Origin of the sequence: Nocardioides sp. NPDC092400 (assembly GCF_040684155.1) — a bacterium.
Classification (GTDB): Bacteria; Actinomycetota; Actinomycetes; order Propionibacteriales; family Nocardioidaceae; genus Nocardioides.
Genome location: NZ_JBFBFJ010000001.1, coordinates 1,295,573 through 1,318,435 on the forward strand (window position 1 = coordinate 1,295,573; position 22,863 = coordinate 1,318,435).

The 22,863-nt window shown below is 73.9% G+C and carries 21 protein-coding genes; 14 read left to right on the top strand and 7 right to left on the bottom strand.

All coding sequences use genetic code 11. From position 1 onward, the window contains the following. Nucleotides 1-121 precede the first annotated feature (121 nt). From AB0N29_RS06425 to AB0N29_RS06450, 6 genes are read left to right on the top strand one after another with little or no spacing between them, the layout of a single operon-like run. The gene (locus AB0N29_RS06425) at nucleotides 122-1,180 is read left to right on the top strand and encodes an NAD-dependent epimerase/dehydratase family protein (protein WP_302271346.1); all 1,059 of its coding nucleotides are present in this window, start codon (nucleotides 122-124) and stop codon (nucleotides 1,178-1,180) included. After that, entirely contained in the window at nucleotides 1,177-2,031 is an 855-nt protein-coding gene (locus AB0N29_RS06430) for a UbiA family prenyltransferase (protein WP_364865056.1), read from the top strand. Before AB0N29_RS06425 ends, AB0N29_RS06430 begins: the two co-directional genes overlap by 4 nt. Beyond that, the gene (locus tag AB0N29_RS06435; RefSeq protein ID WP_364865058.1) at nucleotides 2,028-3,248 is read left to right on the top strand and encodes a geranylgeranyl reductase family protein; all 1,221 of its coding nucleotides are present in this window, start codon (nucleotides 2,028-2,030) and stop codon (nucleotides 3,246-3,248) included. The genes AB0N29_RS06430 and AB0N29_RS06435 overlap by 4 nt, the downstream gene beginning before the upstream one ends. Then, on the top strand, nucleotides 3,245-4,369 hold the full coding sequence (locus AB0N29_RS06440) for a 3-oxoacyl-[acyl-carrier-protein] synthase III C-terminal domain-containing protein (RefSeq protein ID WP_364865060.1): 1,125 nt from the start codon (nucleotides 3,245-3,247) through the stop codon (nucleotides 4,367-4,369). The genes AB0N29_RS06435 and AB0N29_RS06440 overlap by 4 nt, the downstream gene beginning before the upstream one ends. Next, complete coding sequence (locus tag AB0N29_RS06445) at nucleotides 4,366-4,899, top strand: isoprenylcysteine carboxylmethyltransferase family protein (protein ID WP_364865063.1); 534 nt, start codon at nucleotides 4,366-4,368, stop codon at nucleotides 4,897-4,899. The genes AB0N29_RS06440 and AB0N29_RS06445 overlap by 4 nt, the downstream gene beginning before the upstream one ends. Continuing rightward, complete coding sequence (locus AB0N29_RS06450; protein WP_364865065.1) at nucleotides 4,896-5,951, top strand: NAD(P)/FAD-dependent oxidoreductase; 1,056 nt, start codon at nucleotides 4,896-4,898, stop codon at nucleotides 5,949-5,951. Before AB0N29_RS06445 ends, AB0N29_RS06450 begins: the two co-directional genes overlap by 4 nt. On the opposite strand, the gene def is transcribed toward AB0N29_RS06450, so the two are convergent. Continuing rightward, the gene (def, locus tag AB0N29_RS06455; RefSeq protein WP_364865067.1) at nucleotides 5,918-6,520 is read right to left on the bottom strand and encodes a peptide deformylase; all 603 of its coding nucleotides are present in this window, start codon (nucleotides 6,518-6,520) and stop codon (nucleotides 5,918-5,920) included. The two genes, AB0N29_RS06450 and def, sit on opposite strands and share 34 nt — an antisense overlap. A gap of 100 nt (nucleotides 6,521-6,620) precedes the next feature. On the opposite strand from def, the gene AB0N29_RS06460 reads away from it, so the two are divergent. Together AB0N29_RS06460 and AB0N29_RS06465 are read left to right on the top strand one after the other, a co-directional pair. Continuing rightward, nucleotides 6,621-7,994 (top strand): acyl-CoA dehydrogenase family protein, encoded by a 1,374-nt coding sequence (locus tag AB0N29_RS06460; RefSeq protein WP_364865069.1) that lies wholly within the window; start codon nucleotides 6,621-6,623, stop codon nucleotides 7,992-7,994. Next, the gene (locus tag AB0N29_RS06465; RefSeq protein ID WP_364865070.1) at nucleotides 7,994-9,217 is read left to right on the top strand and encodes an acyl-CoA dehydrogenase family protein; all 1,224 of its coding nucleotides are present in this window, start codon (nucleotides 7,994-7,996) and stop codon (nucleotides 9,215-9,217) included. The genes AB0N29_RS06460 and AB0N29_RS06465 overlap by 1 nt, the downstream gene beginning before the upstream one ends. A 153-nt stretch (nucleotides 9,218-9,370) precedes the next feature. On the opposite strand, the gene AB0N29_RS06470 is transcribed toward AB0N29_RS06465, so the two are convergent. Together AB0N29_RS06470 and AB0N29_RS06475 are read right to left on the bottom strand one after the other, a co-directional pair. Further along, the gene (locus AB0N29_RS06470; RefSeq protein WP_364865072.1) at nucleotides 9,371-10,435 is read right to left on the bottom strand and encodes a hypothetical protein; all 1,065 of its coding nucleotides are present in this window, start codon (nucleotides 10,433-10,435) and stop codon (nucleotides 9,371-9,373) included. A 130-nt stretch (nucleotides 10,436-10,565) separates the two neighbouring features. Next, nucleotides 10,566-10,853 carry a YiaA/YiaB family inner membrane protein gene (locus AB0N29_RS06475; protein ID WP_302271359.1) on the bottom strand — a complete coding sequence of 96 codons (288 nt, stop codon included), beginning with the start codon at nucleotides 10,851-10,853 and terminating at the stop codon, nucleotides 10,566-10,568. A 95-nt stretch (nucleotides 10,854-10,948) separates the two neighbouring features. Between AB0N29_RS06475 and AB0N29_RS06480 the strand changes: the two genes are divergently transcribed. After that, nucleotides 10,949-11,563: a hypothetical protein gene (locus tag AB0N29_RS06480; protein ID WP_302271361.1), complete on the top strand. Its 615-nt coding sequence runs from the start codon at nucleotides 10,949-10,951 to the stop codon at nucleotides 11,561-11,563. A gap of 5 nt (nucleotides 11,564-11,568) precedes the next feature. Further along, nucleotides 11,569-12,966 (top strand): DUF2252 domain-containing protein, encoded by a 1,398-nt coding sequence (locus tag AB0N29_RS06485; RefSeq protein ID WP_364865075.1) that lies wholly within the window; start codon nucleotides 11,569-11,571, stop codon nucleotides 12,964-12,966. Nucleotides 12,967-12,993: 27 nt separating this feature from the next. On the opposite strand, the gene galK is transcribed toward AB0N29_RS06485, so the two are convergent. Further along, entirely contained in the window at nucleotides 12,994-14,160 is a 1,167-nt protein-coding gene (gene galK / locus AB0N29_RS06490) for a galactokinase (RefSeq protein WP_364865077.1), read from the bottom strand. Nucleotides 14,161-14,202: 42 nt separating this feature from the next. Here galK and AB0N29_RS06495 point away from each other — a divergent pair, with 42 nt between their 5' ends. Then, the gene (locus tag AB0N29_RS06495; RefSeq protein WP_364865079.1) at nucleotides 14,203-15,639 is read left to right on the top strand and encodes a GuaB1 family IMP dehydrogenase-related protein; all 1,437 of its coding nucleotides are present in this window, start codon (nucleotides 14,203-14,205) and stop codon (nucleotides 15,637-15,639) included. Nucleotides 15,640-15,646: 7 nt separating this feature from the next. On the opposite strand, the gene AB0N29_RS06500 is transcribed toward AB0N29_RS06495, so the two are convergent. The 3 genes from AB0N29_RS06500 to AB0N29_RS06510 form a co-directional block, all read right to left on the bottom strand. After that, on the bottom strand, nucleotides 15,647-17,410 hold the full coding sequence (locus tag AB0N29_RS06500) for a BCCT family transporter (protein WP_364865081.1): 1,764 nt from the start codon (nucleotides 17,408-17,410) through the stop codon (nucleotides 15,647-15,649). A 69-nt stretch (nucleotides 17,411-17,479) separates the two neighbouring features. Next, a complete protein-coding gene (locus AB0N29_RS06505; RefSeq protein WP_364865084.1) occupies nucleotides 17,480-18,067 on the bottom strand; it encodes a LysR substrate-binding domain-containing protein in 588 nt (195 codons plus the stop codon). 62 nt (nucleotides 18,068-18,129) lie between these two features. Further along, nucleotides 18,130-18,681 carry a type 1 glutamine amidotransferase domain-containing protein gene (locus AB0N29_RS06510; RefSeq protein ID WP_302271368.1) on the bottom strand — a complete coding sequence of 184 codons (552 nt, stop codon included), beginning with the start codon at nucleotides 18,679-18,681 and terminating at the stop codon, nucleotides 18,130-18,132. A gap of 199 nt (nucleotides 18,682-18,880) precedes the next feature. Here AB0N29_RS06510 and AB0N29_RS06515 point away from each other — a divergent pair, with 199 nt between their 5' ends. The 3 genes from AB0N29_RS06515 to ppsA all read left to right on the top strand — a co-directional run bounded on the left by AB0N29_RS06515 (nucleotide 18,881) and on the right by ppsA (nucleotide 22,831). Beyond that, nucleotides 18,881-19,288: an ATP-binding protein gene (locus AB0N29_RS06515; RefSeq protein WP_364865087.1), complete on the top strand. Its 408-nt coding sequence runs from the start codon at nucleotides 18,881-18,883 to the stop codon at nucleotides 19,286-19,288. Nucleotides 19,289-19,535: 247 nt separating this feature from the next. Beyond that, complete coding sequence (locus tag AB0N29_RS06520) at nucleotides 19,536-20,414, top strand: pyruvate, water dikinase regulatory protein (protein WP_302271370.1); 879 nt, start codon at nucleotides 19,536-19,538, stop codon at nucleotides 20,412-20,414. Next, on the top strand, nucleotides 20,411-22,831 hold the full coding sequence (gene ppsA, locus AB0N29_RS06525) for a phosphoenolpyruvate synthase (RefSeq protein ID WP_364865089.1): 2,421 nt from the start codon (nucleotides 20,411-20,413) through the stop codon (nucleotides 22,829-22,831). The genes AB0N29_RS06520 and ppsA overlap by 4 nt, the downstream gene beginning before the upstream one ends. The last annotated feature ends 32 nt before the right edge of the window (nucleotides 22,832-22,863 follow it).

Sequence of the window (22,863 nt, forward strand, 5' to 3'; positions counted from 1 at the left end):
CCGGTGAGGACCGGCTGAGGCCCCTCGGCCCCGCCCTCCCCGCCACCGCGACGTCCCGGGCGCCCCAACCGGGGCCCCGGGACGCCGTGTGAGCCCCCCACGCGCGGGGCACCGAGCGAGCATGCGCATCGCGATCACCGGCGCGACCGGCAACATCGGCTCGGCCCTCGTGCGACGCCTGCGCGCAGACGGCAACCACGACCTCGTCGGGCTGGCCCGGCGCCTGCCGGACCAGGCAGACGGCATCACCTGGCACTCCGTCGACCTCAGCACCGACGCCTGCCACGAGACGCTCGCCGAGGCCTTCCGCGACGCGGACGCCGTCGTCCACCTCGCGTGGGGCTTCCAGCCCTCCCACGACCTGACGTACCTCGCCGAGACAGGCATCGGCGGCACGCGGCGGGTGCTCCGCGCGGTCACCGAGGCCGACGTGCCGCACGTGGTGCACATGTCGTCGGTCGGCGCCTACTCCCCGAAGCAGGACGACCGGCCCGTCGACGAGACCTGGCCGACCGAGGGCGTGCCGACCTCGCGCTACAGCCGGCACAAGTCCGCTGCCGAGCGGCTGCTCGACCAGCACGAGACCGCCCACCCCGACCGGGTCGTCACCCGGCTGCGGCCAGGGATCGTCGGCCAGCGCGCAGCAGGCTCGGCGCTCCTGCGGTACGGCATCCCGGCGTTCGTCCCGTCCCGCGCGCTCGGACTGCTCCCCGTGCTCCCGATGGACCGCGGGCTCGTGATCCCGATGGTCCACACCGACGACGTGGCCGAGGCGATCGCCACCGTCCTCCGGCAGCGCGCCGCGGGCCCGTTCAACCTCGCGGCCGACCCGCCGGTGACCGCGGCGATCATCGCCAACGCGCTCGGGGCCCGGCTCGTGCACGTGCCCTCGTCGGTGGTGCGGGCCGTCATGTCGGCCACCTGGCACGCCCGGCTCCAGCAGGTCGACACCGGCTGGCTCGACATGGGCTTCGCGCTGCCGACCATGGACACCACGCGTGCCCGCGTCGAGCTGGGCTGGGCGCCCACGACCGACGGGCCGTCGGTCTTCGGCGAGGTCGTCGCCGGCATGAAGGACGCCGCGTCGGGCCGCACGCCCGCCCTGCGGCCCCGCACCGTCCTGGGAGCGGTCGGTGACGCCGTGCGCCGCGGGCCGGTCGCAGTGCGGCGCCGGCCGTGACCACGAGCGCGGTCCCCGCACCTCCCGGCCGCCGGGCCCGGACGCAGCCGGGCCGCGCGGGCGCGCTCCTCGCCGCCGCCCACGGCGGACCGGCCCTGGCGGTCACCACGATCGCCGCGCTCCTGGCGGTGCGCAGCGACCTCGACGCGACCGACGCGGTGCTCGTCACCGGCGCGGTGCTCACCGGCCAGCTGACGATCGGCTGGGGCAACGACCTGCGCGACCTGCCGCGCGACCGTGCGGTCGGCCGCACTGACAAGCCGCTGGTGACCGGCGCGCTCCCGGTGCGATGGGTGGTGAGCGCGCTCGGCGTCGCCGCCGCCGCGTGCGTCGCGCTCTCGGCCGCGGTGGGCTGGCGCAGCGCGCTGGTCAACATCGTGCTCGGTGCGGGAGCCGGCCACGCCTACAACCTGGGCCTCAAGGCGACCTGGTGGTCCTGGGCGCCGTACGCCTGTGCCTTCGGCACCCTGCCCTCGGTCGTCACGCTGGCCGGGCCGGACCCCTCGTGGGCGCCGGCCTGGGCGACCGGGGCGGGCGCGCTGCTGGGTGTCGGTGCCCACCTGCTCAACACCCTGCCCGACCTCGCCGACGACGCCCGGACCGGCGTCCGCGGGCTGCCGCACCGCCTGGGGGCGACGGCCTCCCGTGCCGGCGCCGCCGCGCTCCTCGCCGGCGCCTCGGTCCTGGCCGTGCTGGGCCCGGCCGGCGACCCGCCCTGGTGGGCCTGGGCGGCGCTCGGGGTGGCGCTGCTGCTGGCCCTCGTCACCCTCGTGACCCGCGGGCGCACCCCGTTCCGCGCCGCGGTCGCCGTCGCCCTGCTCGACGTCGCCCTCCTGGTGGCCGCGGGATGACCGGCTGGGACCTCGCGGTCGTCGGCGCCGGCCCCGCGGGTGCCGCGACGGCACTGGGGGCGCTGGCCGCCGACCCGGGCCTGCGGGTGCTGCTGCTGGACCGCGCCGACTTCCCCCGTGACAAGGCGTGCGGCGACGGCGTCGCCCCCCACGTGCTCGACCTGCTCGCCGAGGTGGGCGTGACCGGCCTGCTGGACGACCGCACCCCGGTGGCCCGCCTGCGGCTCAGCCGCGTGCCGCTCGCCGCCGAGCGGACCATGGCGCGGGCGGCGTACGTCGTGCCGCGCGCGGTCCTGGACGCGCGCCTGGTCGAGGCGGCCGTGGCGGCCGGCGCCGAGCTGCGCCGCCACCGGGTCCGAGCCCTGCACGAGGAGCCGGACCGCGTCGTCCTCGACGAGGGGACCCGCGCCGCGGTCGTCGTGGGGGCGGACGGGGCGCACTCGGTCGTCCGCCGGTCGCTCGAGCGGCCCCGAGGGCCCGTCGCGCTGGCCATCCGCGGCTACGCCCCCGTCGCGCCGGGCCGGGCCGGGGCCCAGGTCATCGAGTTCGGTACCGAGCACCAGCCGTCGTACGCCTGGTCCTTCGACTGCGGCGACGGCACCGCCAACGTCGGGTACGGCGAGGTGCTGCACGCCGACCGGCCCGCACCCACCCGCGCGGAGCTCTTCGAGCGGCTCGAGCACCTGCTGCCCGGCGCGACCGCCGGCGGGTCCCGCTGGCAGGGCCACCACCTCCCGCTCTCCACCGCCCGCTGGCGTCCGCCGACCGGCCGGGTGCTGCTCGTCGGCGACGCCGCCGGACTGGTCAACCCGCTGACCGGTGAGGGGATCTTCTACGCCGTGGCGACCGGGCTGGCCGCCGGTCGGGCCGCCGCCGAGGCGCTCCGGGTCGGCCGTCCGGAACGGGCCGGGCACCTCCACCGTCGGGCGACCCGGCGGATCCTGCTGCCGCACCTGCGTCACACCGCGCTCGCCGCGCGCCTGACCCGCAGCCCGCGGGTGCTCGAGGCCGGCCTGCGTGCCTCCGCCCGTGACCAGCGGGTCTTCGACGGGCTGGTCGAGCTCGGCCTGGCCCGCGGCCGGCTCACCCCCTCGCTCGCGCTCGGCCTCGGCCGGTCCCTCCTCGCACCCCCGCCGCTCATCCGTGTCGAGGCCGCCGCCACCGACGCCACCGACGCCACCGACGCCACCGACGCCACCGTCAAGGAGCCCGCATGACCGCCACCACCGCCCCGGGCGGACCGCACTTCCGGCCGAGCCGCATCGTCAGCGTGCGGGGCGCCCTGCCGGAGCACTGCTACCGCCAGGAGGACATCACCGAGTCCTTCGCGACCACGATGGTCGAGGGCTCGGTCAACCGGGCCGTCGTCGAGCGCTTCCACCGCAACGCCTGCGTGGACACCCGCCACACGGCGCTCCCGCTGGAGGAGTACTCCCGGCTCGAGGACTTCGGCCAGTCCAACGACGTCTTCATCAGCGCCGGGGTCGAGCTCGGCTCCCGCGCGGTGGTCGACGCGCTGAAGGCGGTCGGCCTCACGCCGGCCGACGTCGACGTGGTCGTCTCGTGCACGGTGACCGGCCTCGCCGTGCCGTCGCTGGAGGCGCGGGTGGCCCAGGAGATCGGCCTGCGCCCGGACGTCGTGCGGCTGCCGCTCGTCGGCCTCGGCTGCGTGGCCGGCGCCGCCGGCGTGGCCCGGCTCCACGACCTGCTGCGCGGCCGCCCGGACGGCGTGGCGGTGCTCATGTCGGTCGAGCTCTGCTCGCTCACGCTGCAGCGCGACGACGTGTCGGTCGCGAACCTGGTCGCCAGCGGGCTCTTCGGCGACGGCGCCGCCGCGGTGGTCGCGGTCGGCCCCGACCACCCGCTCGCCCAGGTCGCCGACCCCACCCACCCCGAGGTCCTGGCCTCGCGCAGCCGGATGTACCCGGACTCCGAGCGCACGATGGGGTGGGACGTCGGTGCCGGCGGCCTGAAGATCGTCCTGGACTCCTCCGTGCCCGAGGTGGTGCGCCAGTACATCGGCGACGACGTCGAGCACTTCCTCGCCGACCACGGCCTGGGCGCCGACGACCTCGAGTGGTACGTCGCCCACCCGGGCGGCCCGAAGGTCCTCGAGGCGCTGCAGGACGCCCTCGGCGTCGACCGGCACGCCCTGGAGATGACCTGGGACTCGCTGCGCCGGATCGGGAACCTCTCCTCCTCCTCGGTGCTGCACGTCATGGCCGACACGCTCGCCGACCGGCCGCCACGGCCGGGCTCCTACGGGTTGATGCTCGCGATGGGACCGGGCTTCTGCTCCGAGCTCGTGCTGCTGCGCGCGCCGGAGGCGGCCGCGTGAGCCTCGAGGTCGCCTTCACCCTGCTCGTCGCCGCGGTCGCCGTCGAGCGCGTCGCCGAGCTGGTCGTCTCCAACCGCAACGCCGAGTGGAGCCTCTCCCAGGGCGGCGTGGAGTCCGGTCGCGGGCACTACCCGTTCATGGTGGTGCTGCACACCGGACTGCTCCTCGGGGCGCTCGTCGAGGTCTGGGTGCGCCGACCGGAGCCGCCCGCGGCGCTCTCCTGGACCATGCTCGCGCTGGTGGTGGCCTCCCAGGGCCTGCGCTGGTGGTGCATCCGCACGCTGGGGCGGCAGTGGAACACCCGGGTCATCGTCGTCCCGGGCGCACCGCGGGTGGTCGGCGGGCCGTACCGGTGGATCCCGCACCCCAACTACGTCGCGGTGGTCGTCGAGGGCTTCGCGCTGCCGCTCGTCGGCGGTGCCTGGATCACCGCCCTGGTCTTCACCGTGCTCAACGCGGGCCTGCTCGCCACCCGGATCCGGGCCGAGGACGCCGCGCTGGCCCGGCTCACCCAGGGCGTCCACGCGTGAAGGACCTTCTCGTCGTCGGAGGGGGACCGGCCGGCCTGGCCACCGCCCTGCACGCCGTGCGCGCCGGGCTTGACGTCACCGTCCTCGAGCAGCGTGCCGGCACCGTCGACAAGGCGTGCGGCGAGGGCCTGATGCCCGGCGCCGTGGCGGCGCTCGCCGACCTCGGCGTGGACCCCAAGGGACAGGACCTCCGCGGGATCAGGTACGTCGCGGGGGCCCGCCGGGTCGAGGCGCCGTTCCGCAGCGGCACCGGCCGCGGCGTGCGGCGCACCACGTTGCACGGGGCGCTGCGCCGTGCCGTGGAGGACGCCGGCGTGCGCGTGGAGCAGCGCACGGTGCGCGGCCTGGAGCAGGACGACGAGGGCGTCGTCGTCGGGGGCACCCGCGCCCGGTACGTCGTGGCCGCCGACGGCCTGCACTCCCCGCTCCGCCGCTCGCTGGGGCTGGACCGGCCGCGTCGTGGCCAGCTGCGCCGCGGGCTGCGCCGGCACTACGCGGTGACCCCGTGGTCCGACCACGTCGAGGTGCACTGGGCGCGCGACGCCGAGGCCTACGTGACGCCCGTGGCCGACGAGCTGGTCGGCGTTGCCGTGCTGACGACGCAACGGGGGACCTACGACGACCACCTGTCCGCCTTCCCCGAGCTGCTCGACCGGCTGGCCGGCGCGGAGGTGGTCGGCCAGGACCGCGGCGCCGGCCCCCTGCGCCAGGACGCGAGCTCGCGCACCGCGGGCCGGGTGCTGCTCGTGGGCGACGCCGCCGGCTACGTCGACGCGCTCACCGGCGAGGGCGTCGCGCTCGCCGTCGCCCAGGCCGCGGCGGCGGTGCAGGCCGTGGCGCTCGACGACCCCGCGGCCTACGAGCAGGACTGGCGCCGGCTCACCCGGCGCTACCGCTGGCTGACCCACGCGCTGCTCGGTGCGACCAGCCTGCGCCCCACCCGCACCGCGCTGGTGCCGGCCGCGGAGCGGCTCCCGTGGCTGTTTGGCGCGACCGTCGACGCACTGGCGCGCCCGGCTCACTCCTCGCCGACGGGCCAGTCCGCGGGGTAGTCCTCGGCGAGCCGGTCGTGCTGCTTCTGCAGCTTCTTGCGCAGCTTGGTGGGCAGTCGGTCGCCGAACACGGTGCCCCGGGTGTGGTCGGTCTCGTGCTGCAGGCACCGCGCGAGCAGGCCGTCGCCGGAGAACGTCACCGGCTCGCCGTCGAGGCCGGTGCCCGTCACCGTCGCGACGTCCGGCCGGGCGCACTCCACGAACGCCCCGGGGAAGGACAGGCAGCCCTCCTCGGAGTCGTCCAGCTGCCGGTCGCGCCCCTCGGGGAGGGTCAGCTCGGGGTTGCACACGACGCCGACGGTCCGCTCGCCGGACTCGTCGGGGCAGTCGAAGACGAAGACCGCGAGGTCCACGCCGATCTGGCAGGCGGCCAGGCCGACCCCGTCCGCGGCGTACATCGTGGCCACCATGTCGGCCGCGAGCGCCCGCAGGTCCGCATCGTAGGCGGTGACGGCCTGCTGGGGTCGGTGCATCACCGGGGTGCCCCAGCGGGTCATCGGGTGGACGCGGCCGCCGGTCGGCAGGGATCCGTGGGGCGCGTGCTGGGCGGGCTCGGCGGGGACGGGCATGGGCGGAATCCTAGACGGGCGTGCGGGTCCGGGCGGACGTGTGACCCGGCCCACCACCCCTGGTGTAGCCCGTTGTGTAACTCGTAGTTACATTGACGGCATGTCCTTGATCCAGAAGCTGGGGCCCGGCGGCAGGCACGGGCTCGCCACGCACGAGGCCCGCGACCCCATCGGGTACGCCGTCGCCGCGCTCAGCCGCGTGGCCCAGAGCGACCTCATCGACCGGCTGGGGCTGCGGCGCAGCACCGAGCAGGCCGTCTTCACGGTGACGCGCACCGGGTTCCGGACCGTGACCGCGGCCGGCCGCACGTTCCAGAGGGCCGGGCAGCGGGGGGAGCCGGGCGTCCGGGTTCCTGCCGCACGGCGGACGGGCGTCTTCGACCTCACGCCGACCGAGGACGAGCAGATGCTGGTCGACGTCGTGACCGAGCTGGCCGAGGAGGTCCTCCGCCCGGTGGCCTCTGACGCCGACGCGGCCTGCGCCGTCCCGGACGCCGTCCGCTCGGCGGCGCAGGAGATCGGCCTCCCGCTGCTGGGCGTGCCGGAGTCCCTCGGCGGGATCTCCGAGGAGCGTTCCGCGATGGCCGGGACGCTCGTCGCCGAGGCCCTCGCGAAGGGCGACATGGGGCTGGCCGTCGCCACCCTCGCGCCCGGCGCGGTCGCCACCGCCCTGGGGCTGTGGGGGAGCGACGCCCAGCAGCGCACCTACCTCCCGGCGTTCTCCGGGGAGGGTGGCGAGGGCGCGCCCGCCGCGGCGCTCGCGCTCAACGAGCCCACCGTCCTCTTCGACGTCCTCTCGCCGAGCACGACGGCGGTCCGCCGCGGGGACTCCTACGTCCTCGACGGCACCAAGTCGCTGGTGCCGCTGGGCGCCGAGGCCGAGCTGTTCGTGGTCGGCGCCTCGCTCGAGGGCACGCCCGTGCTGTTCCTCGTCGAGTCCGGCGCGCCCGGGCTGAGCGTCGAGGGCGACCCGGCGATGGGCGTCCGGGCCGCCGGCATGACGCGGCTGACGCTCACCGGTGTGACCGTCCCGGCCGACGCCGTCCTCGGCGGGACCGACGGCGCGGCGTACACCGAGTGCGTGCGGCTGTCCCGGCTCGCCTGGTGCGCGCTCGCGGTCGGCACCGGCCAGGCCGTGCTCGACTACGTCACGCCGTACGTCAAGGAGCGCCAGGCGTTCGGCGAGCCCATCGCCCACCGGCAGTCGGTCGCGTTCATGGTCGCCAACATGGCGATCGAGCTGCAGTCGATGCGCCTGCTGACCTGGAAGGCGGCCTCGCGCGCCGCTGCAGGCAAGGACTTCGCTCGCGAGGTCGCCCTCGCGCGCAACCTCTGCGCGGCGAAGGGCATGCAGATCGGCCTGGACGGCGTGCAGCTGCTCGGTGGGCACGGCTTCGTCAAGGAGCACCCGGTGGAGCGGTGGTACCGCGACCTGCGGGCCGTCGGAGTGATGGAAGGGAGCGTGCTGGTCTGATGGCCATCTCGTTGGAGGACCCGAAGAAGTTCCGCCCGCTGGTCTCGCAGGCCCACCAGGTCGCGATGAACATGCTGCGTCCCATCTCGCGCAAGTACGACCGCGCCGAGCACGAGTACCCGCAGGAGCTCGACATGCTCGCCGCGATGATCGACGGACTGTCGGAGTCCGGCGCGAACGAGGGCGCGGGCGCCGCCGGCGTACGTCGCGACGAGGACGGCACGAGGAAGGACGACGGCGGCGTGAAGAACGGCGCCAACCTGGCCTCGGTCATGTCGATCGCCGAGATGTGCTGGGGCGATGTCGGCCTGCTGCTGTCCATGCCGCGCCAGGGCCTGGGCAACTCCGCGATCGCCTCGGTCGCCGACGACGAGCAGGCGGAGCGGTTCGCCGGGGTGTGGGCCGGCATGGCCATCACCGAGCCGGGCACCGGCTCGGACTCCGCGAACATCACCACCACCGCGGTGCTCGACGGGGACGAGTACGTCCTCAACGGCGAGAAGATCTACGTCACCGCCGGCGACCGCGCCGACCACATCGTGGTGTGGGCGACCCTCGACCGCTCGCTGGGCCGGGCGGCGATCAAGTCGTTCGTCGTCCCCAAGGGGACGCCCGGCATGCGGGTGGACCGGCTCGAGCACAAGCTCGGCATCCGGGCCTCCGACACCGCGACGATCATCTTCGAGGACTGCCGGGTCCCGAAGGAGAACCTCCTGGGCTCCCCGGAGATCGACACCAAGCAGGGCTTCGCCGGGGCGATGGCCACCTTCGACAACACCCGGCCGCTGGTGGCCGCCATGGCGGTCGGCTGCGCCCGCGCGGCGCTCGACCTGACCCGGTCGCTCCTGGCCGACGCCGGCGTGACCGTCGACCACGACCGGCCCGGCCACCTCCAGCACGCGGCGGCCGCCAAGCTGCTGCAGATGGAGGCCGACTGGGAGGCCGCCCACCTGCTGATGCTGCAGGCCGCCTGGATGGCCGACAACCGCCGGCCGAACTCGCTCGAGGCCTCGATGGCGAAGGCCAAGGCCGGCCGGGTCGGCTCCGACATCACGCTCTCGTGCGTCGAGCTGTGCGGCTCGGTGGGCTACGGCGAGGCGGAGCTGCTGGAGAAGTGGGCCCGCGACTCCAAGATCCTCGACATCTTCGAGGGCACCCAGCAGATCCAGCAGCTCATCGTCGCCCGTCGCGTCCTGGGGCTCTCCAGCGCCGAGCTGAAGTAGCACGCAGCAACGGCCCCGTGCGGCCCCCGTCCGACCTCGTCGGGCGGGGGCCGTGCTGTGTCCGGGGCGACGCGCACGGCAGGGAACGGGGACACGGAACGGCCCCCGCGGAACGAGTCCGCGGGGGCCGGTCGTGCGTCGTACGGCGGGCCGTCAGCCCTTGTCGGCGTCGCTGGCGCGGCCGAGGGTCTCGGCCTCCGTGGCGACCGCCTTGGCCTCACCGGGGGTGATGAGCGGGGCATCGGTCGTGCCGAAGCCGGTCTCGGCCGTGTCGGGGTTGCTCGGCACGCCCGCGCCGCGGGTGCCGGCGGGGGTGATGGCCTCGGTGCCGGCCCCACCGGCCAGCTCGGAGGCCGAGAGCGGGATGTCGCCCGAGGCGGTGCGCTTGGCGGCAGGGGTCTTCTTCGCGGCCGGCGCCTTCGTGGCCGGCGCCTTCGTGGCAGCCGGGGCCTTCTTCGCCGCGGGCGTCTTCTTGGCCGGTGCCTTCTTGGCCACGGCACCGGCGATGTCGGCGGGCGTGACGTCGACGTCGGAGACGTCGGCGGCGGCGTCGATCGCGTTGTCGGGCTCGGTCGTCCTGGCGGACTTCTTGGCGGTCTTGGCGGTGCCCTTGCGGGTGGCCGCCTCGTTGAGCGCGCCCTTGGCGGTCGGCGCCTTCGTCGCGGCCTTCTTGACCGCAGCGGTGGCGACGTCCTCGACCGGGGCCTTGACCGGCTCGTCGGAGGCGGGGGCGGCGGGGGAGGCGGCCTTCTTGGCGGCGGCGCCCTTGGTGGCGGCGCTGCCCTTCTTGGCGACGCTCGGCGCGGACTTCTTCGCCGGAGCCTTGGTGGCCGGGCCGGTCGCCGGCGCGGGCTTGACCGGGTCGCCCTGCGCGCGGTCTGAGGGGGAGTCCTTGGCGACCGGCGCGTCCGCGGCGACGGACTGCTTCGCCGCCGGGGGAGCGGTCTGCTCCACCGGGGCGCCACCCGGTGTCGGGGACGGCGCGACGGGCGAGTGCTTCTTCATGCCGGGCACGAGGGAGGTCACGGCGCCGACCGTGCCGGTGGCCCGCGAGATCGCCTGGCCGGTCACCTGACCGGCGACGGCCCGGCCGAGCTCGACGGTGCCCTTGGCCTGGCCGACGGCCTGGCCCACCGCCTTCTGGCCGGACCCGAGCGGGTCCTTGAGCGTGTCGAGGGCGGCGTCTCTGATCTTCCCGAGGGGGCTCTTGCGGGCCACAGCGTGGGTCCTTCCGATCGGTCGAGGTGTGCGACAGGTCGAGCAGGCGCACGAGGCGCCGTTCCTGTTCCCGTACCCTCAGTATCCGGGGACCAACCTGCGGGCGGCGTGATGTCCGCCATGCGGTGCGTCAGGAGGCGACGCGGAACGGGTCGTGGTCGGCGAGGATCTTGTCGACGCGGGCCTGGTCGAGGCGGGCGGCGACCTGCTGGTTCTCCTGGGCGTCCCGGATGACCTTGGCCAGGGTGAAGGCCGACGTGGTCAGGTACAGCGTGGTGACGGCGAAGAAGGCGCGCACCCACGGGTCGACGGGCACGTAGAGGACGGCGAACAGCATCGCGGCGAGCGCGACGGCGAAGGAGATGCCGGCCTGGGCGTAGAAGGCGGTGGTGTTCCTGACGGAGTTCGGAGTGCTCATGGCTCCAGCCTGGTCGGCCTGCGGCGGTGCCGGACCGGTGCGGGCACCCGGGTGGGGCTGAGTACGCGTGCTCGACCGTGGTCACCGGCACGACCATGAAGCTCTACGCGGACTCGACGCCCCGCTTCGCCCTGCAGCTGACCCTCGACGCGCTGCTGGTCGGCTGGGTGGTGCTGTGGATCTGGGTGGGCAACACCGTCCACGACGGCACGATGGAGCTCGCCGGCCCCGGTGAGCGCACGGCCGCGTCGGCGACCAGCCTGTCGGACTCGATGAGCGACGCGGGCAGCTACCTCGAGGACGTCCCGCTGGTGGGCGACGGCATCGCCTCGCCGTTCGAGCAGGCCTCGGACGCCTCGACCGCGCTCGCCGACGCCGGGGAGGCCACCGTCCGGGCCGTCGAGCGGCTGGCGTTCTGGTTGGGCGTCTCGATCGCGGTCATCCCGATCCTGGTGGTCGGCAGCCGCTACCTCCCAGGACGGATCCGGTTCGTGCGCGAGGCCTCGGCCGCGCAGCAGTACGTCGACGGGCCGGCCGACCTCGAGCTGTTCGCGCTGCGCGCGATGGCCCACCAGCCGCTGCACGTGCTGGGACGCGTCACCGACGACCCGGTGGGCGCCTGGCGCCGCGGCGACACCGAGGTGATCGACCGCCTGGCGCGCCTGGAGCTGGCCGAGCACGGGCTGCGTCCGCCGTCGGGTGCACGATGAGCGGCATGGAGACCCCCCGGACCAGCGACGGCACCCCCGACGGCAGCAACGACGGCACCGGCCCCGGCCGGGGTGACGAGGAGCGCACGGCGTTGATCGTCGAGAGCCTCGCGGACGCCTTCGCGCCGCTGATGGAGGCCGACCCGGTGGCGTTCCGCGGGAAGTACCGGACGATGGCTCGCGACCCGCACGCGTTCTACCGGGGCAGCGCCTGCCTGTTCTACGCCGACCTCACCGCCTCCGGCCCCGACGGCGGCGCCGTCGACGACGACTGGGTCGACGAGCGCTCCGGCCGGATCTGGGTCCACGGCGACCTGCACGTGGAGAACTTCGGCACCTACCTCAACGACGACGGCCGGCTGGTCTTCGACGTCAACGACTTCGACGAGGCCTACCTGGGGCGGTGGACCTGGGACCTCCTCCGGTTCGCGGCGTCCCTGGCGCTGGTCGGCTGGCAGAAGGCACTGCCCGAGCCCGACGTCCGCGAGCTGATCGGCACCTACGTCGCCGGCTACCTCGACCAGGTCGACGACTACCGCCGGTCCGGGGACGACGCCTCGGAGTTCGCCCTGCACCTGGACAACACCGAGGGCCCGATCCACGCCGCGCTCGTCCAGGCCCGGCAGCGGCGCAGGGCCGACCTGCTCGACGCCAGCACGGTCCGCGTCGACGGCGTCCGGGTCTTCCGCGAGGACGGCAGCGTCCGCCGGCTCCCCGACGACGAGCGGGCCGAGGTCGAGGCGGCCTACCAGCAGTACCTGGCGACGATCCCCGAGGACAAGCGCTCGCCCCGGTCGCTCTTCTACGACCTGCGCGACGTCGTGGGGAAGTCCGGGTTCGGGATCGGCTCGGCCGGCCTGCCGGCGTACAACCTGCTCGTCGAGGGCCACAGCCAGGCCCTCGACAACGACGTGGTGCTGTCGATGAAGCAGGCCAACGTCCCGGCGGTCAGCCGGTTCGTCGACACCGGCGCCGTCGACGGCTACTTCGAGCACGAGGGCCACCGCACGGTCGTGAGCCAGCGGGCGCTCCAGGTGCACACCGACCCGCTGCTGGGGTGGACCGAGCTCGACGGGATCGGGTACGTCGTCTCCGAGGTGTCCCCCTACGAGGTCGACCTCGACTGGAGCGGCCTCACCGAGCCCGAGGACATCGCCGAGGTCGTCGGGCTCCTCGGCCGGGCCACGGCGAAGATCCACTGCGCCTCGGACGAGGACAGCGAGCAGGACCTCGTCGACTTCCAGGTCGAGGAGGCCCTGGCCGCCTCGGTCGAGGGCAGGCGCGAGGAGCTCGTCACCTGGCTGGCCGACACCGGGACCGCCTACGCAGACCGGGTGCGGGCGGACCACGCGCTGTTCGTCGCGGCCTTCCGCGAGGGACGGATCGGGGTCTCCTCGACCTGAGCCGGTGACCGCGGGGGCGGCCGGCGCTCAGACCAGGCCGGCCCCCGCGGACGGCTCGGCACGCAGGTGCGCCGGCGTGGCGAAGCCGCGCAGGGCGAACTCGGTGTCGATGGCTCGCATCACGGCCTCGACCCGCTCGTCGGGCACGATCGCCACCGAGGAGCCGCCGAAGCCGCCACCGGTCATCCGGGCGCCGACGGCGCCGGCCTCGACGGCGACGGCGACGGCCGCGTCGAGCTCGTCGCAGGAGATCTCGAAGTCGTCGCGCATCGAGGCGTGCGACAGCGCGAAGAGCCGCTCCACCGTGTCCCGGTCACCGGCGGCGAGGGCGTCGGCGACCGGCTGCACGCGGTCGGTCTCGGTGACGATGTGCCGCGCCCGGCGCCGCACCCGCTCGTCGCCGATGCGCTCGACGGACTCCAGGTCCGCCTGGCGCAGCGAGGGCACGCCGAGCTCGGCCGCGGCCGCCTCGCAGTCCGCCCGCCGGGCGGCGTACCCGCCGTCGATGAGCTCGTGGGAGACCCGGGTGTCGGTCACGAGCAGGGTGAGACCGGCCAGGTCCAGGTGGACCGGTCGGCTCTCGTCGGTGTCGAAGTCGACCAGCAGCGCGGCGCCCTCCTCGGCGAGCACGGCCACGGTCTGGTCCATGCCACCGGTGGGCGCCCCGGCGACCTCGGTCTCGGCGCGGATGCAGGCGTCCACGACGAGCCGCCGGGCCCCCGCGTCCAGGTCCCGACCGGCCAGCGCCAGCACGGCGACGGCCACGGAGCACTCCAGCGCCGCCGAGCTGGACAGCCCGGCGCCCAGCGGCACCCGCCCGTCGACCAACAGGTCGGCGCCGGGGACGTCGACGCCCGCCTCGCGCAGCGCCCACAGCACGCCCGCGGCGTACGTCGCCCAGCCGCGCGGCCCACCCGGTCCGGCCTCGTCGAGCGTCCCCTCCCAGAGCGAGTCGTCCTGGAGGCTGGCCACGCGCACCCGGCCGTCGGTGCGGGGCGCGGCGGCGGCGTACGTCGCGTGGGGGAGCGCCAGCGGGAGGACGAGGCCGCGGTTGTAGTCGGTGTGCTCGCCGATCAGGTTGACGCGCCCCGGCGCGCGGCCGACGGCGGCCGCGGCGGCGCCGTACCGCTGCTGGAAGGCGCCGCGCAGGTCGGCGGCGATCTGGTCGGGACGGCCGGGCTCGAGATAGGTCACGACAGACACCTTAGGAACCGGCTGCACGTAGACTCGTCCCACGTGCAGTTCCTCAACGACGCGCGCCCCGCGCACGACCTGACCTACGACGACGTCTTCATGGTCCCGCGGCACTCCGCGGTCGCCAGCCGGTACGACGTCGACCTGTCGACGAGCGACGGGACCGGCGCCACGCTGCCGCTCGTCGTCGCCAACATGACCGCGATCGCCGGCAAGCGGATGGCGGAGACCGTCGCCCGGCGCGGCGGCCTCGTCGTCATACCGCAGGACATCCCGATCCCGGTCGTCACCGACGTCGTGCGCTGGGTGAAGAGCCGGCACCTCGTCTTCGACACCCCCATCGAGCTCTCGCGCCACCAGACCGTCGCGGAGGCGCTCTCGCTCATCCCGAAGCGGGCGCACAAGGCGGCCGTCGTCGTCGACGGCGGCCGCCCGGTGGGTGTGGTGTCCGAGGCCGACTGTGCGGACGTCGACCGGTTCGCCCAGGTCCAGCACGTGATGAACCAGGCGTTCGTCACCATCCCGGCCGACACCGACCCGCGGTCGGCGTTCGACGCGCTGGACAAGGCGCGGGAGCCGCTCGCCGTCGCGGTGGACGCCGACGGTGCCCTGGTCGGCGTGCTGACCCGCACCGGCGCCCTGCGCGCTACGCTCTACACCCCGGCGGTCGACGACCGGGGCGGCCTGCGGATCGCGGCCGCCGTCGGCGTCAACGGCGACGTCGCCGACAAGGCCCGACGGCTGCTCGAGGCGGGTGTGGACTGCCTCGTCGTCGACACCGCCCACGGCCACCAGGACCGGATGCTCGACGCGCTGCGCGCCGTGCGGGCGCTCGACCCGGCGGTCCCGGTGGTGGCCGGCAACGTCGTCGACGCGGACGGCACGCGTGCGCTGGTCGAGGCCGGCGCCGACGTCGTGAAGGTCGGCGTCGGCCCGGGCGCGATGTGCACGACGCGGATGATGACCGGTGTCGGGCGCCCCCAGCTCTCCGCCGTCCTGGAGTGCGCCGGAGCCGCGCGCGACCTCGGCGCGCACGTGTGGGCCGACGGGGGAGTGCGGCACCCGCGCGACGTCGCCCTCGCACTGGCCGCCGGGGCCTCGAGCGTCATGATCGGCTCGTGGTTCGCCGGCACCCACGAGTCGCCCGGGGACCTGGTCGAGGACCCCTCGGGCCGCGCCTACAAGGTCTCCTTCGGGATGGCTTCAGCGCGCGCGGTTGCCAACCGCACGTCGTCGGAGTCGGCGTACGACCGGGCCCGCAAGGGGCTCTACGAGGAGGGCATCTCGTCCTCGCGGATGTACCTCGACCCGGCGCGCCCGGGCGTGGAGGACCTCATCGACCAGATCTGCTCCGGCGTCCGCTCGGCCTGCACGTACGCCGGGGCGCGCGACCTCGCCGAGCTGCACGAGCGCGCGGTCGTCGGGGTCCAGTCCGCGGCCGGCTACCAGGAGGGGCGACCGCTCGCCACCTCCTGGTGAGCCGGGCTCAGCGGCTGCTGCCGCTGGCGGGTGCGTCGTCGGCCGAGCCGGGCTCGACCGAGAGCGCGAAGTCGTCGCCGTGCTCGGTGACACCGGCGACGACGGCCTGCTCGACGGCGTCCACGGCGTACTGACGGCGCACGATGAGCGGGTCCTGGCGGAGGTCCTTCACCAGCGACACGGCCAGGCCGATCATCACGACGACGAACGGCAGCGCGGCGACGATCGTGATGGTCTGCAGGCCCGAGAGCGCCTCGGACCCGCCGACCAGCAGCATCACCGCGGCGACGGCCCCCGTGGCCACGCCCCAGAAGATGACGGTAGGACGCCGCGGCTCGGTCGTGCCGCGCTCGGACAGGGTGCCCATGACGATGGAGGCCGCGTCCGCGCCGGAGACGAAGAAGATGCCGACCAGGACCATGACGAGCACGCCGGTGACCGTGGCCCACGGGAACGCCTCGAGGGTCGTGAAGAGCTGGGACTCCAGCCCGCCGGCCCCGGCGATGTCGGTGCCGTCGCGCTGCAGGTCGATGGCGGTGCCGCCGAAAATCGCGAACCAGACCAGGCTGATGACGCTGGGGACGAGCAGCACGCCGGTCACGAACTGGCGGATCGTCCGCCCACGCGAGATCCGGGCGATGAACATGCCGACGAACGGCGTCCAGGAGAGCCACCAGGCCCAGTAGAAGATCGTCCAGCTGGCCAGCCAGTCGGCGGTCTCCTGGCCCTCGGCGCCGGTCCGCGCGGCCATCGACGGGAGGTCGCCGATGTAGGTGCCGAGCGCGGTGGGCAGGAGGTTGAGGATGAAGATGGTCGGGCCCACGACGAAGACGAAGAGGGCCAGCAGCACCGCCAGCACCATGTTGATGTTCGACAGGTACTGGATGCCGCGGGCGACGCCCGAGACGGCCGAGAGCACGAAGGCCACCGTCAGCACCGCGATGATCCCGACGAGGAGGCCGTTGCCGACCTCGCCGACGCCGGCGACGATCTGCAGGCCGCTGCCGATCTGCAGGGCGCCGAGGCCGAGGGAGGCGGCGGAGCCGAAGAGCGTCGCGAAGATCGCGAACATGTCGATGACCTTGCCGCCCCAGCCGGCGGCGTGCCGGCCGAGGAGCGGCTCGAAGGCGGCGGAGATGAGCTGGGCGCGGCCCTTGCGGTACACGCCGTACGCGATGGTCAGGCCGACGACGGCGTAGATCGCCCAGGGGTGCAGCGACCAGTGGAAGAGGGTGGTGGCCAGCGCGGTCTCCGCGGCCCGCGGGTTGCCGGCCTCACCGGTGCCCGGCGGGGGCTCGGTGAAGAACGTGATCGGCTCGCTCACGCCGTAGAACATCAGCCCGATGCCCATCCCGGCGCTGAACATCATCGCCACCCACGAGACCGTGCTGAACTCGGGGTCCTCGTCGTCGCGCCCGAGGGGGATCCGTCCGAACTTGCTCAGCGCGAGCCACAGCACAAACACGACGAAGCCGCTGGCGGTGAGCACGAAGAGCCAGCCGGTCGACTCCAGGACCCAGTCCAGGGCGCTGCCGGAGGCCGACGCCAGCGAGTCGGTGCTGACGAACCCCCAGACGAGGAACGCCACGGCGATCGCCGCGCTGACGCCGAAGACCGCGCGGTCCAGGCCGCGCTCGATGCGCTGCTCCTCGGGCACCGCGTCGAGCGCGGGGTGGACCACGTCGACCGGCGGCTGGGAGACGGCGTCGGCGACCCGGCGGGCCGTGGACCTCTGGTCGGGTGGACGGGGGGCGTGGTGCTGATCAGTCACAAGGGGTTCGGTTACCCGTGACGCGTCGTCCCCACACTTCGGGGTGAGACTGTTCACGTCCCCGAGGGGTCACCCTCGGGTGCTGCGCACCGACCGTCCGCGCACGATCCCGACGAACGCCTGGCACTGCTCGTCGTCGCGGTCCACCAGCCAGGCCAGGCCCACCGTCGTCGGCTCCAGGTCGGTGACCACCCGGTGCTCGACGTCTCTGCGGTTGTGGAGCCGGGCGATCGACATGGGGACGATCACGACCCCGGTGCCGCTGGCGACGACCTCGATCGCGTCCTTGACCGACATCGGCGGCCAGTCCAGCTGCGGTACGTCGGGGCGCCAGCCGGACCGGTGGGGGAGGACCAGCTGCTCCTCGGCCAGGTCGGCGAGCGTCACGTCGTCGGCGAGGGTGAGCAGGTGCTCGTCGCCGACGACGGCGACCGGCAGCTCGTCGTACAGCCGGACCAGGTGGAGGCCGTCGCGCTCGACCGGGAGCCGGACGAGGCACATGTCGACCTCGCCCTCGCGCAGCACGCGCTCCTGGTCCTCCTCGATGACCGGCACCAGCTCGAGCGGCTCGCGGCGGCGCCGGTCGCGCCAGTGCCGGGCCCACTTGTCGGGGGTGGCTCCGGTGACGAAGCCGACGCGGAACGGCGGGGTGCTCACGGGCTCGACCCTAGGGCTCGCCTCGCGCTGCTCGTGCGGTGCGGCACCCCGCCGTCGTGCGGTCACGCTCCGGCGGAGACCAGCGCGAGGAACTCGCGGTTGAACGCCGGGATGTCGTCGGGCTGGCGGCTGGTGACGAGGTTGCCGTCCACGACGACCTCCTGGTCGACCCAGGTGCCGCCGGCGTTGCGGATGTCGGTCTGGAGGCTCGGCCAGGAGGTGAGCTGACGGCCCTTGACGACGTCGGCCTCGACCAGCACCCAGGGTGCGTGGCAGATGACCGCCGTCGGCTTGCCGGCCTCCACGAACTGCCGGACAAAGGCCACCGCACCCTCGAACGTGCGGAGCAGGTCACCGTTCGGGGCGCCGCCGGGCAGCACCAGCCCGTCGTAGTCGTCGATGCTCACGTCGTCGACGACCTGGTCGACGGGGAACGTGTCGGCCTTGTCGAGGTGGTCGAACGCCTGGACCTCGCCGGACTCGGTGCTGATCAGCACGGGCGTGCCGCCGGCCTCCTGCACCGCCTGCCACGGGCCGGTCAGCTCGGCCTGCTCGATCCCCTCGGTCGAGACGAGGAACGCGATGGTCTTGCCGGACATGGACTGCTCGCTCACGGACTTCCCTCTCCCGGATGCTTCCTGGTCGGTCGTCCGGTGTCCTGCGGCCCGGCCGGTGAAACCGGGCCAGGGCCGAGGCAGCCCGCGCGACGGTGAGCACGTCGTCCGCCGGGATCGGGCAGACCCCGTTTCGGGTCGTCCTCGGAGGGCTACGGGGCGGGGGACCACCCAGCCGGCAGCGCGAGGAGCGAGCGACATGGGGCGCCAGCACGACCAGGACACCTGCGTGACGGTGCACCTCCCGTACCACCCGAGCAGCGTCCGGCGGGCGCGGCACCTGCTCGCCGAGGACCTGCGCCGGACCGGCGTGCGCGAGAGCGTCGTCGACGACGCCGGCCTGGTGGTCAGCGAGCTGCTGACCAACGGCCTCGTCCACGGCAGCCCGAACGCCGACCGCACGATCGCCGTCTCCTGGTGCCTGCGGCCCGAGTGCCTCTGGCTCAGCGTGGTGGACGGCGGGAGCGTCGACGAGCTGAAGGCGGTGCAGCTCAACGACCACGCCCTGAGCGGACGCGGGCTCGCGATCGTGGACCACGTGTGCGACCGGTGGGGCTTCGAGCGATCCAACGGCACGCGGGTCACCGCCGAGCTGGCCTACGCCTGAGCGGCCGCTGACGCAGCACGAGCCGCGACCCGGAGGTCGCGGCCCGCGGACGGCCGGAGCACTGGGGGGAGGCCCCGCCCGCCATCTACCATGTTCCCCGCGGTGACGGAGGTCATGCATCCCGTCCTGCACCGGGCGCGCGGCGTCCCGGCCGACGACCCGGCGGGCGGCTGTCCAGGCGCGTCGGGTCCATCCGCCGATGGGTACGGGACCCACTACGGTTCAGGCACTCGGACGGAGGCCGGAGATGAACGCGAGCAGCGAGCACGACGTCGTACCGGTCTTCTTCCTGTCCGACTCCACCGGGATCAGCGCGGAGACGATGGGCAACGCCCTGCTCATCCAGTTCCCCGACCTCCACTTCGAGCGGACGCTCATCCCCTTCATCCACTCCGTCGAGGACGCCCGCCGGGTGGTCGGCATGCTCGACGAGGTCGTCGACGGCGGCGTCACGCCGCTCGTCTTCACCACCGCCGCGAACGACGAGGTGCGCGCCGAGCTGTCGCGCACGAAGGCGCCGCTCCTCGACTTCTTCGGGATGCACATGGCGAAGGTGGAGTCGGTGCTGGGACGGCCCGGCATGCGCGAGGCGGCCCGGCTGCACGGCGTCGGAGACATCAAGCGCTACAACGCCCGGATGGCGGCCATCGAGTTCACCATCGAGCACGACGACGGCCAGAGCCTGCGGGCGCTGGAGAAGTCCGACGTGATCCTGCTGGCGCCCTCGCGCTGCGGCAAGACGCCGACCAGCATGTACCTCGCCCTGCAGCACGGGTTGTTCGTCGCCAACTACCCGCTCGTCGACGAGGACCTGGACGCCGACGAGCTGCCCGACGTCGTCAGGCCCTACCTGGAGCGCTGCTTCGGCCTCACCACGACCGTCGACCGGCTCAGCCGGGTCCGCAACGAGCGTCGGCCGGGTTCGCGGTACGCCTCGCCCGACCAGTGCCGTTGGGAGCTGCGTCGGGCCGACGCGCTCTTCGGAGCCCACCGGATCCCGGTCATCGACTCCTCCGCCAAGTCCGTCGAGGAGATCTCGGCGCTCATCCTCCAGACCCTCAAGTCCAGCGCACGCAAGCGGGCGCGTCGACAGCACGACGCCAGCACGAAAGGGACACGTCCATGACCAGCCAGAACGTCCGGTGGTTCTCCGAGCTCGGGCTCGCCGACCTCGAGGAGGTGGGCGGCAAGAACGCCTCCCTCGGCGAGATGGTCTCCCAGCTCGCCGACCTGGGGGTGCGCGTGCCCGACGGGTTCGCGACCACCGCCCAGGCGTTCCACCGCTTCATCGGTGACACCGGGCTGGCCGCGCGGATCAACGGGCTGCTCGACGGCCTGGACACCGACGACGTGCGCCGCCTGTCCGAGGTCGGCCGCGAGATCCGCGACGCGGTCGTCGGCCAGCCGTTCCCCGAGGACCTCGAGGCCGACATCCGGAGCGCCTACGAGCGGCTCGCCGAGCAGTCGGCCGGCGCCGAGGGCGAGGAGCCGTCGTTCGCCGTCCGGTCCTCGGCGACCGCCGAGGACCTGCCCGACGCGTCGTTCGCAGGCCAGCAGGAGACGTTCCTCAACGTCCGCGGGATCGACGCCGTGCTCACCGCCATCCGCGAGGTGTTCGCCTCGCTCTACAACGACCGCGCGATCGCCTACCGCGTGCACCACGGCTTCGCCCACGCCGACGTCGGGCTCTCGGCTGGCGTCCAGCGGATGGTGCGCTCCGACCTCGCGTCGTCCGGCGTGATGTTCACGATGGACACCGAGTCGGGCTTCACCGACGCGGTCTTCGTGACCTCGGCGTACGGCCTCGGCGAGGGTGTCGTCCAGGGTGCGGTGAACCCCGACGAGTTCTACGTCTACAAGCCGGCGCTCCGCGCCGGGCGGCCCGCGGTGCTCAAGCGCGGCGTCGGCGGGAAGGCCACCAAGATGGTCTACACCGACGACGCCACGGTCGGACGGACCACCGAGTTCGTCGACGTCGCGCCGCAGGAGAGCCGGCTGCTCTCGCTGACCGACGACGAGGTCGAGGAGCTGGCCCGCCACGCGCTGACCATCGAGGAGCACTACGGGCGCCCGATGGACATCGAGTGGGGCAAGGACGGGCTCGACGGCCGGCTCTACGTCCTCCAGGCGCGCCCGGAGACCGTCCAGTCGCGCCACACCGGTGCCCTCGAGCGGTTCAAGATCGACCGGGCCGTGACCAAGGGGGCCGACGTCCTGGTCGAGGGCCGGGCGATCGGCCAGAAGATCGGGTCGGGCGCGGTGCGCGTGCTCACCTCGATCGACGACATGCACGAGTTCAACCCCGGCGAGGTCCTGGTCGCCGACATGACCGACCCCGACTGGGAGCCGATCATGAAGCGCGCGGCGGCCATCGTCACCAACCGGGGCGGACGCACCTGCCACGCCGCGATCATCGCCCGTGAGCTGGGCATCCCTGCCGTCGTGGGCACCGGCAGCGGCACCCGTGACCTCACCGACGGGCGGGAGGTGACCGTCTCCTGCGCCGAGGGCGACACCGGCCTGGTCTACGAGGGCCTGCTCGACTTCGACGTCGAACGCACCGAGCTCGACTCGATGCCCGACGTCCCGGTCAAGATCATGATGAACGTCGGCACCCCGGAGCAGGCGTTCGCGTTCTCCCGGCTGCCGCACGCGGGGGTGGGGCTGGCGCGGCTGGAGTTCGTCATCAACCGCCAGATCGGCATCCACCCCAAGGCGCTGCTCGACCTGGCCGGCGACCCGGCCTCGCTGCCGGCCGACCTGCGCGAGGAGGTCGAGGAGCTGACCGCGGCGTACCCGGGTCCGCGGGAGTTCTTCGTCCAGCGCGTCGCCGAGGGCGTCGCCATGATCGCCGCGGCGTTCGCGCCGGAGCCGGTGATCGTGCGGCTGAGCGACTTCAAGTCCAACGAGTACGCCAATCTCGTCGGCGGCGAGCTCTACGAGCCGGAGGAGGAGAACCCGATGATCGGGTACCGCGGCGCGTCGCGGTACCTCTCGGAGGACTTCGCCGACTGCTTCGCGATGGAGTGCGAAGCGCTGCGGTACGTGCGCGACGAGATGGGCCTGACGAACGTCAAGGTGATGATCCCGTTCGTGCGGACCACCACGGAGGCCCGGAGCGTCATCGAGCTGCTCGGCCGCAACGGCCTGCGGCGCGGGGAGAACGACCTGCAGGTCGTGATGATGTGCGAGGTGCCGTCCAACGCGGTGATCGCCGACCAGTTCCTCGAGCACTTCGACGGGTTCTCGATCGGCTCCAACGACATGACCCAGCTGACCCTGGGGCTGGACCGCGACTCCGCGCTGGTGGCCGGCGGCTTCGACGAGCGCGACCCCGCGGTGCTGCACATGCTCGAGCTGGCGATCAAGGCATGCAAGGCGCAGGGCAAGTACGTCGGCATCTGCGGCCAGGGCCCCTCGGACCACCCCGACCTCGCCCGGTGGTTGCTCGACCAGGGCATCGAGTCGATGTCGCTCAACCCCGACACCGTGGTCGACACCTGGCTGGACCTGGCCAAGCAGGGTCCCGCCTCCTCGGGCTGAGGCTGGTTTGGGCCGGACGGGCCGGTGGAACG

What these genes read in the sequence shown, in the direction of transcription:
- AB0N29_RS06425 (WP_302271346.1), top strand. Translation starts at nt 122, where the DNA reads ATGCGCATCGCGATCACCGGCGCGACCGGCAACATCGGCTCGGCCCTC.
- AB0N29_RS06435 (WP_364865058.1), top strand. Translation starts at nt 2,028, where the DNA reads ATGACCGGCTGGGACCTCGCGGTCGTCGGCGCCGGCCCCGCGGGTGCC.
- AB0N29_RS06440 (WP_364865060.1), top strand. Translation starts at nt 3,245, where the DNA reads ATGACCGCCACCACCGCCCCGGGCGGACCGCACTTCCGGCCGAGCCGC.
- def (WP_364865067.1), bottom strand. Translation starts at nt 6,520, where the DNA reads ATGCCCGTCCCCGCCGAGCCCGCCCAGCACGCGCCCCACGGATCCCTG.
- AB0N29_RS06460 (WP_364865069.1), top strand. Translation starts at nt 6,621, where the DNA reads ATGTCCTTGATCCAGAAGCTGGGGCCCGGCGGCAGGCACGGGCTCGCC.
- AB0N29_RS06465 (WP_364865070.1), top strand. Translation starts at nt 7,994, where the DNA reads ATGGCCATCTCGTTGGAGGACCCGAAGAAGTTCCGCCCGCTGGTCTCG.
- AB0N29_RS06475 (WP_302271359.1), bottom strand. Translation starts at nt 10,853, where the DNA reads ATGAGCACTCCGAACTCCGTCAGGAACACCACCGCCTTCTACGCCCAG.
- AB0N29_RS06480 (WP_302271361.1), top strand. Translation starts at nt 10,949, where the DNA reads ATGAAGCTCTACGCGGACTCGACGCCCCGCTTCGCCCTGCAGCTGACC.
- AB0N29_RS06485 (WP_364865075.1), top strand. Translation starts at nt 11,569, where the DNA reads ATGGAGACCCCCCGGACCAGCGACGGCACCCCCGACGGCAGCAACGAC.
- AB0N29_RS06515 (WP_364865087.1), top strand. Translation starts at nt 18,881, where the DNA reads ATGGGGCGCCAGCACGACCAGGACACCTGCGTGACGGTGCACCTCCCG.
- AB0N29_RS06520 (WP_302271370.1), top strand. Translation starts at nt 19,536, where the DNA reads ATGAACGCGAGCAGCGAGCACGACGTCGTACCGGTCTTCTTCCTGTCC.
- ppsA (WP_364865089.1), top strand. Translation starts at nt 20,411, where the DNA reads ATGACCAGCCAGAACGTCCGGTGGTTCTCCGAGCTCGGGCTCGCCGAC.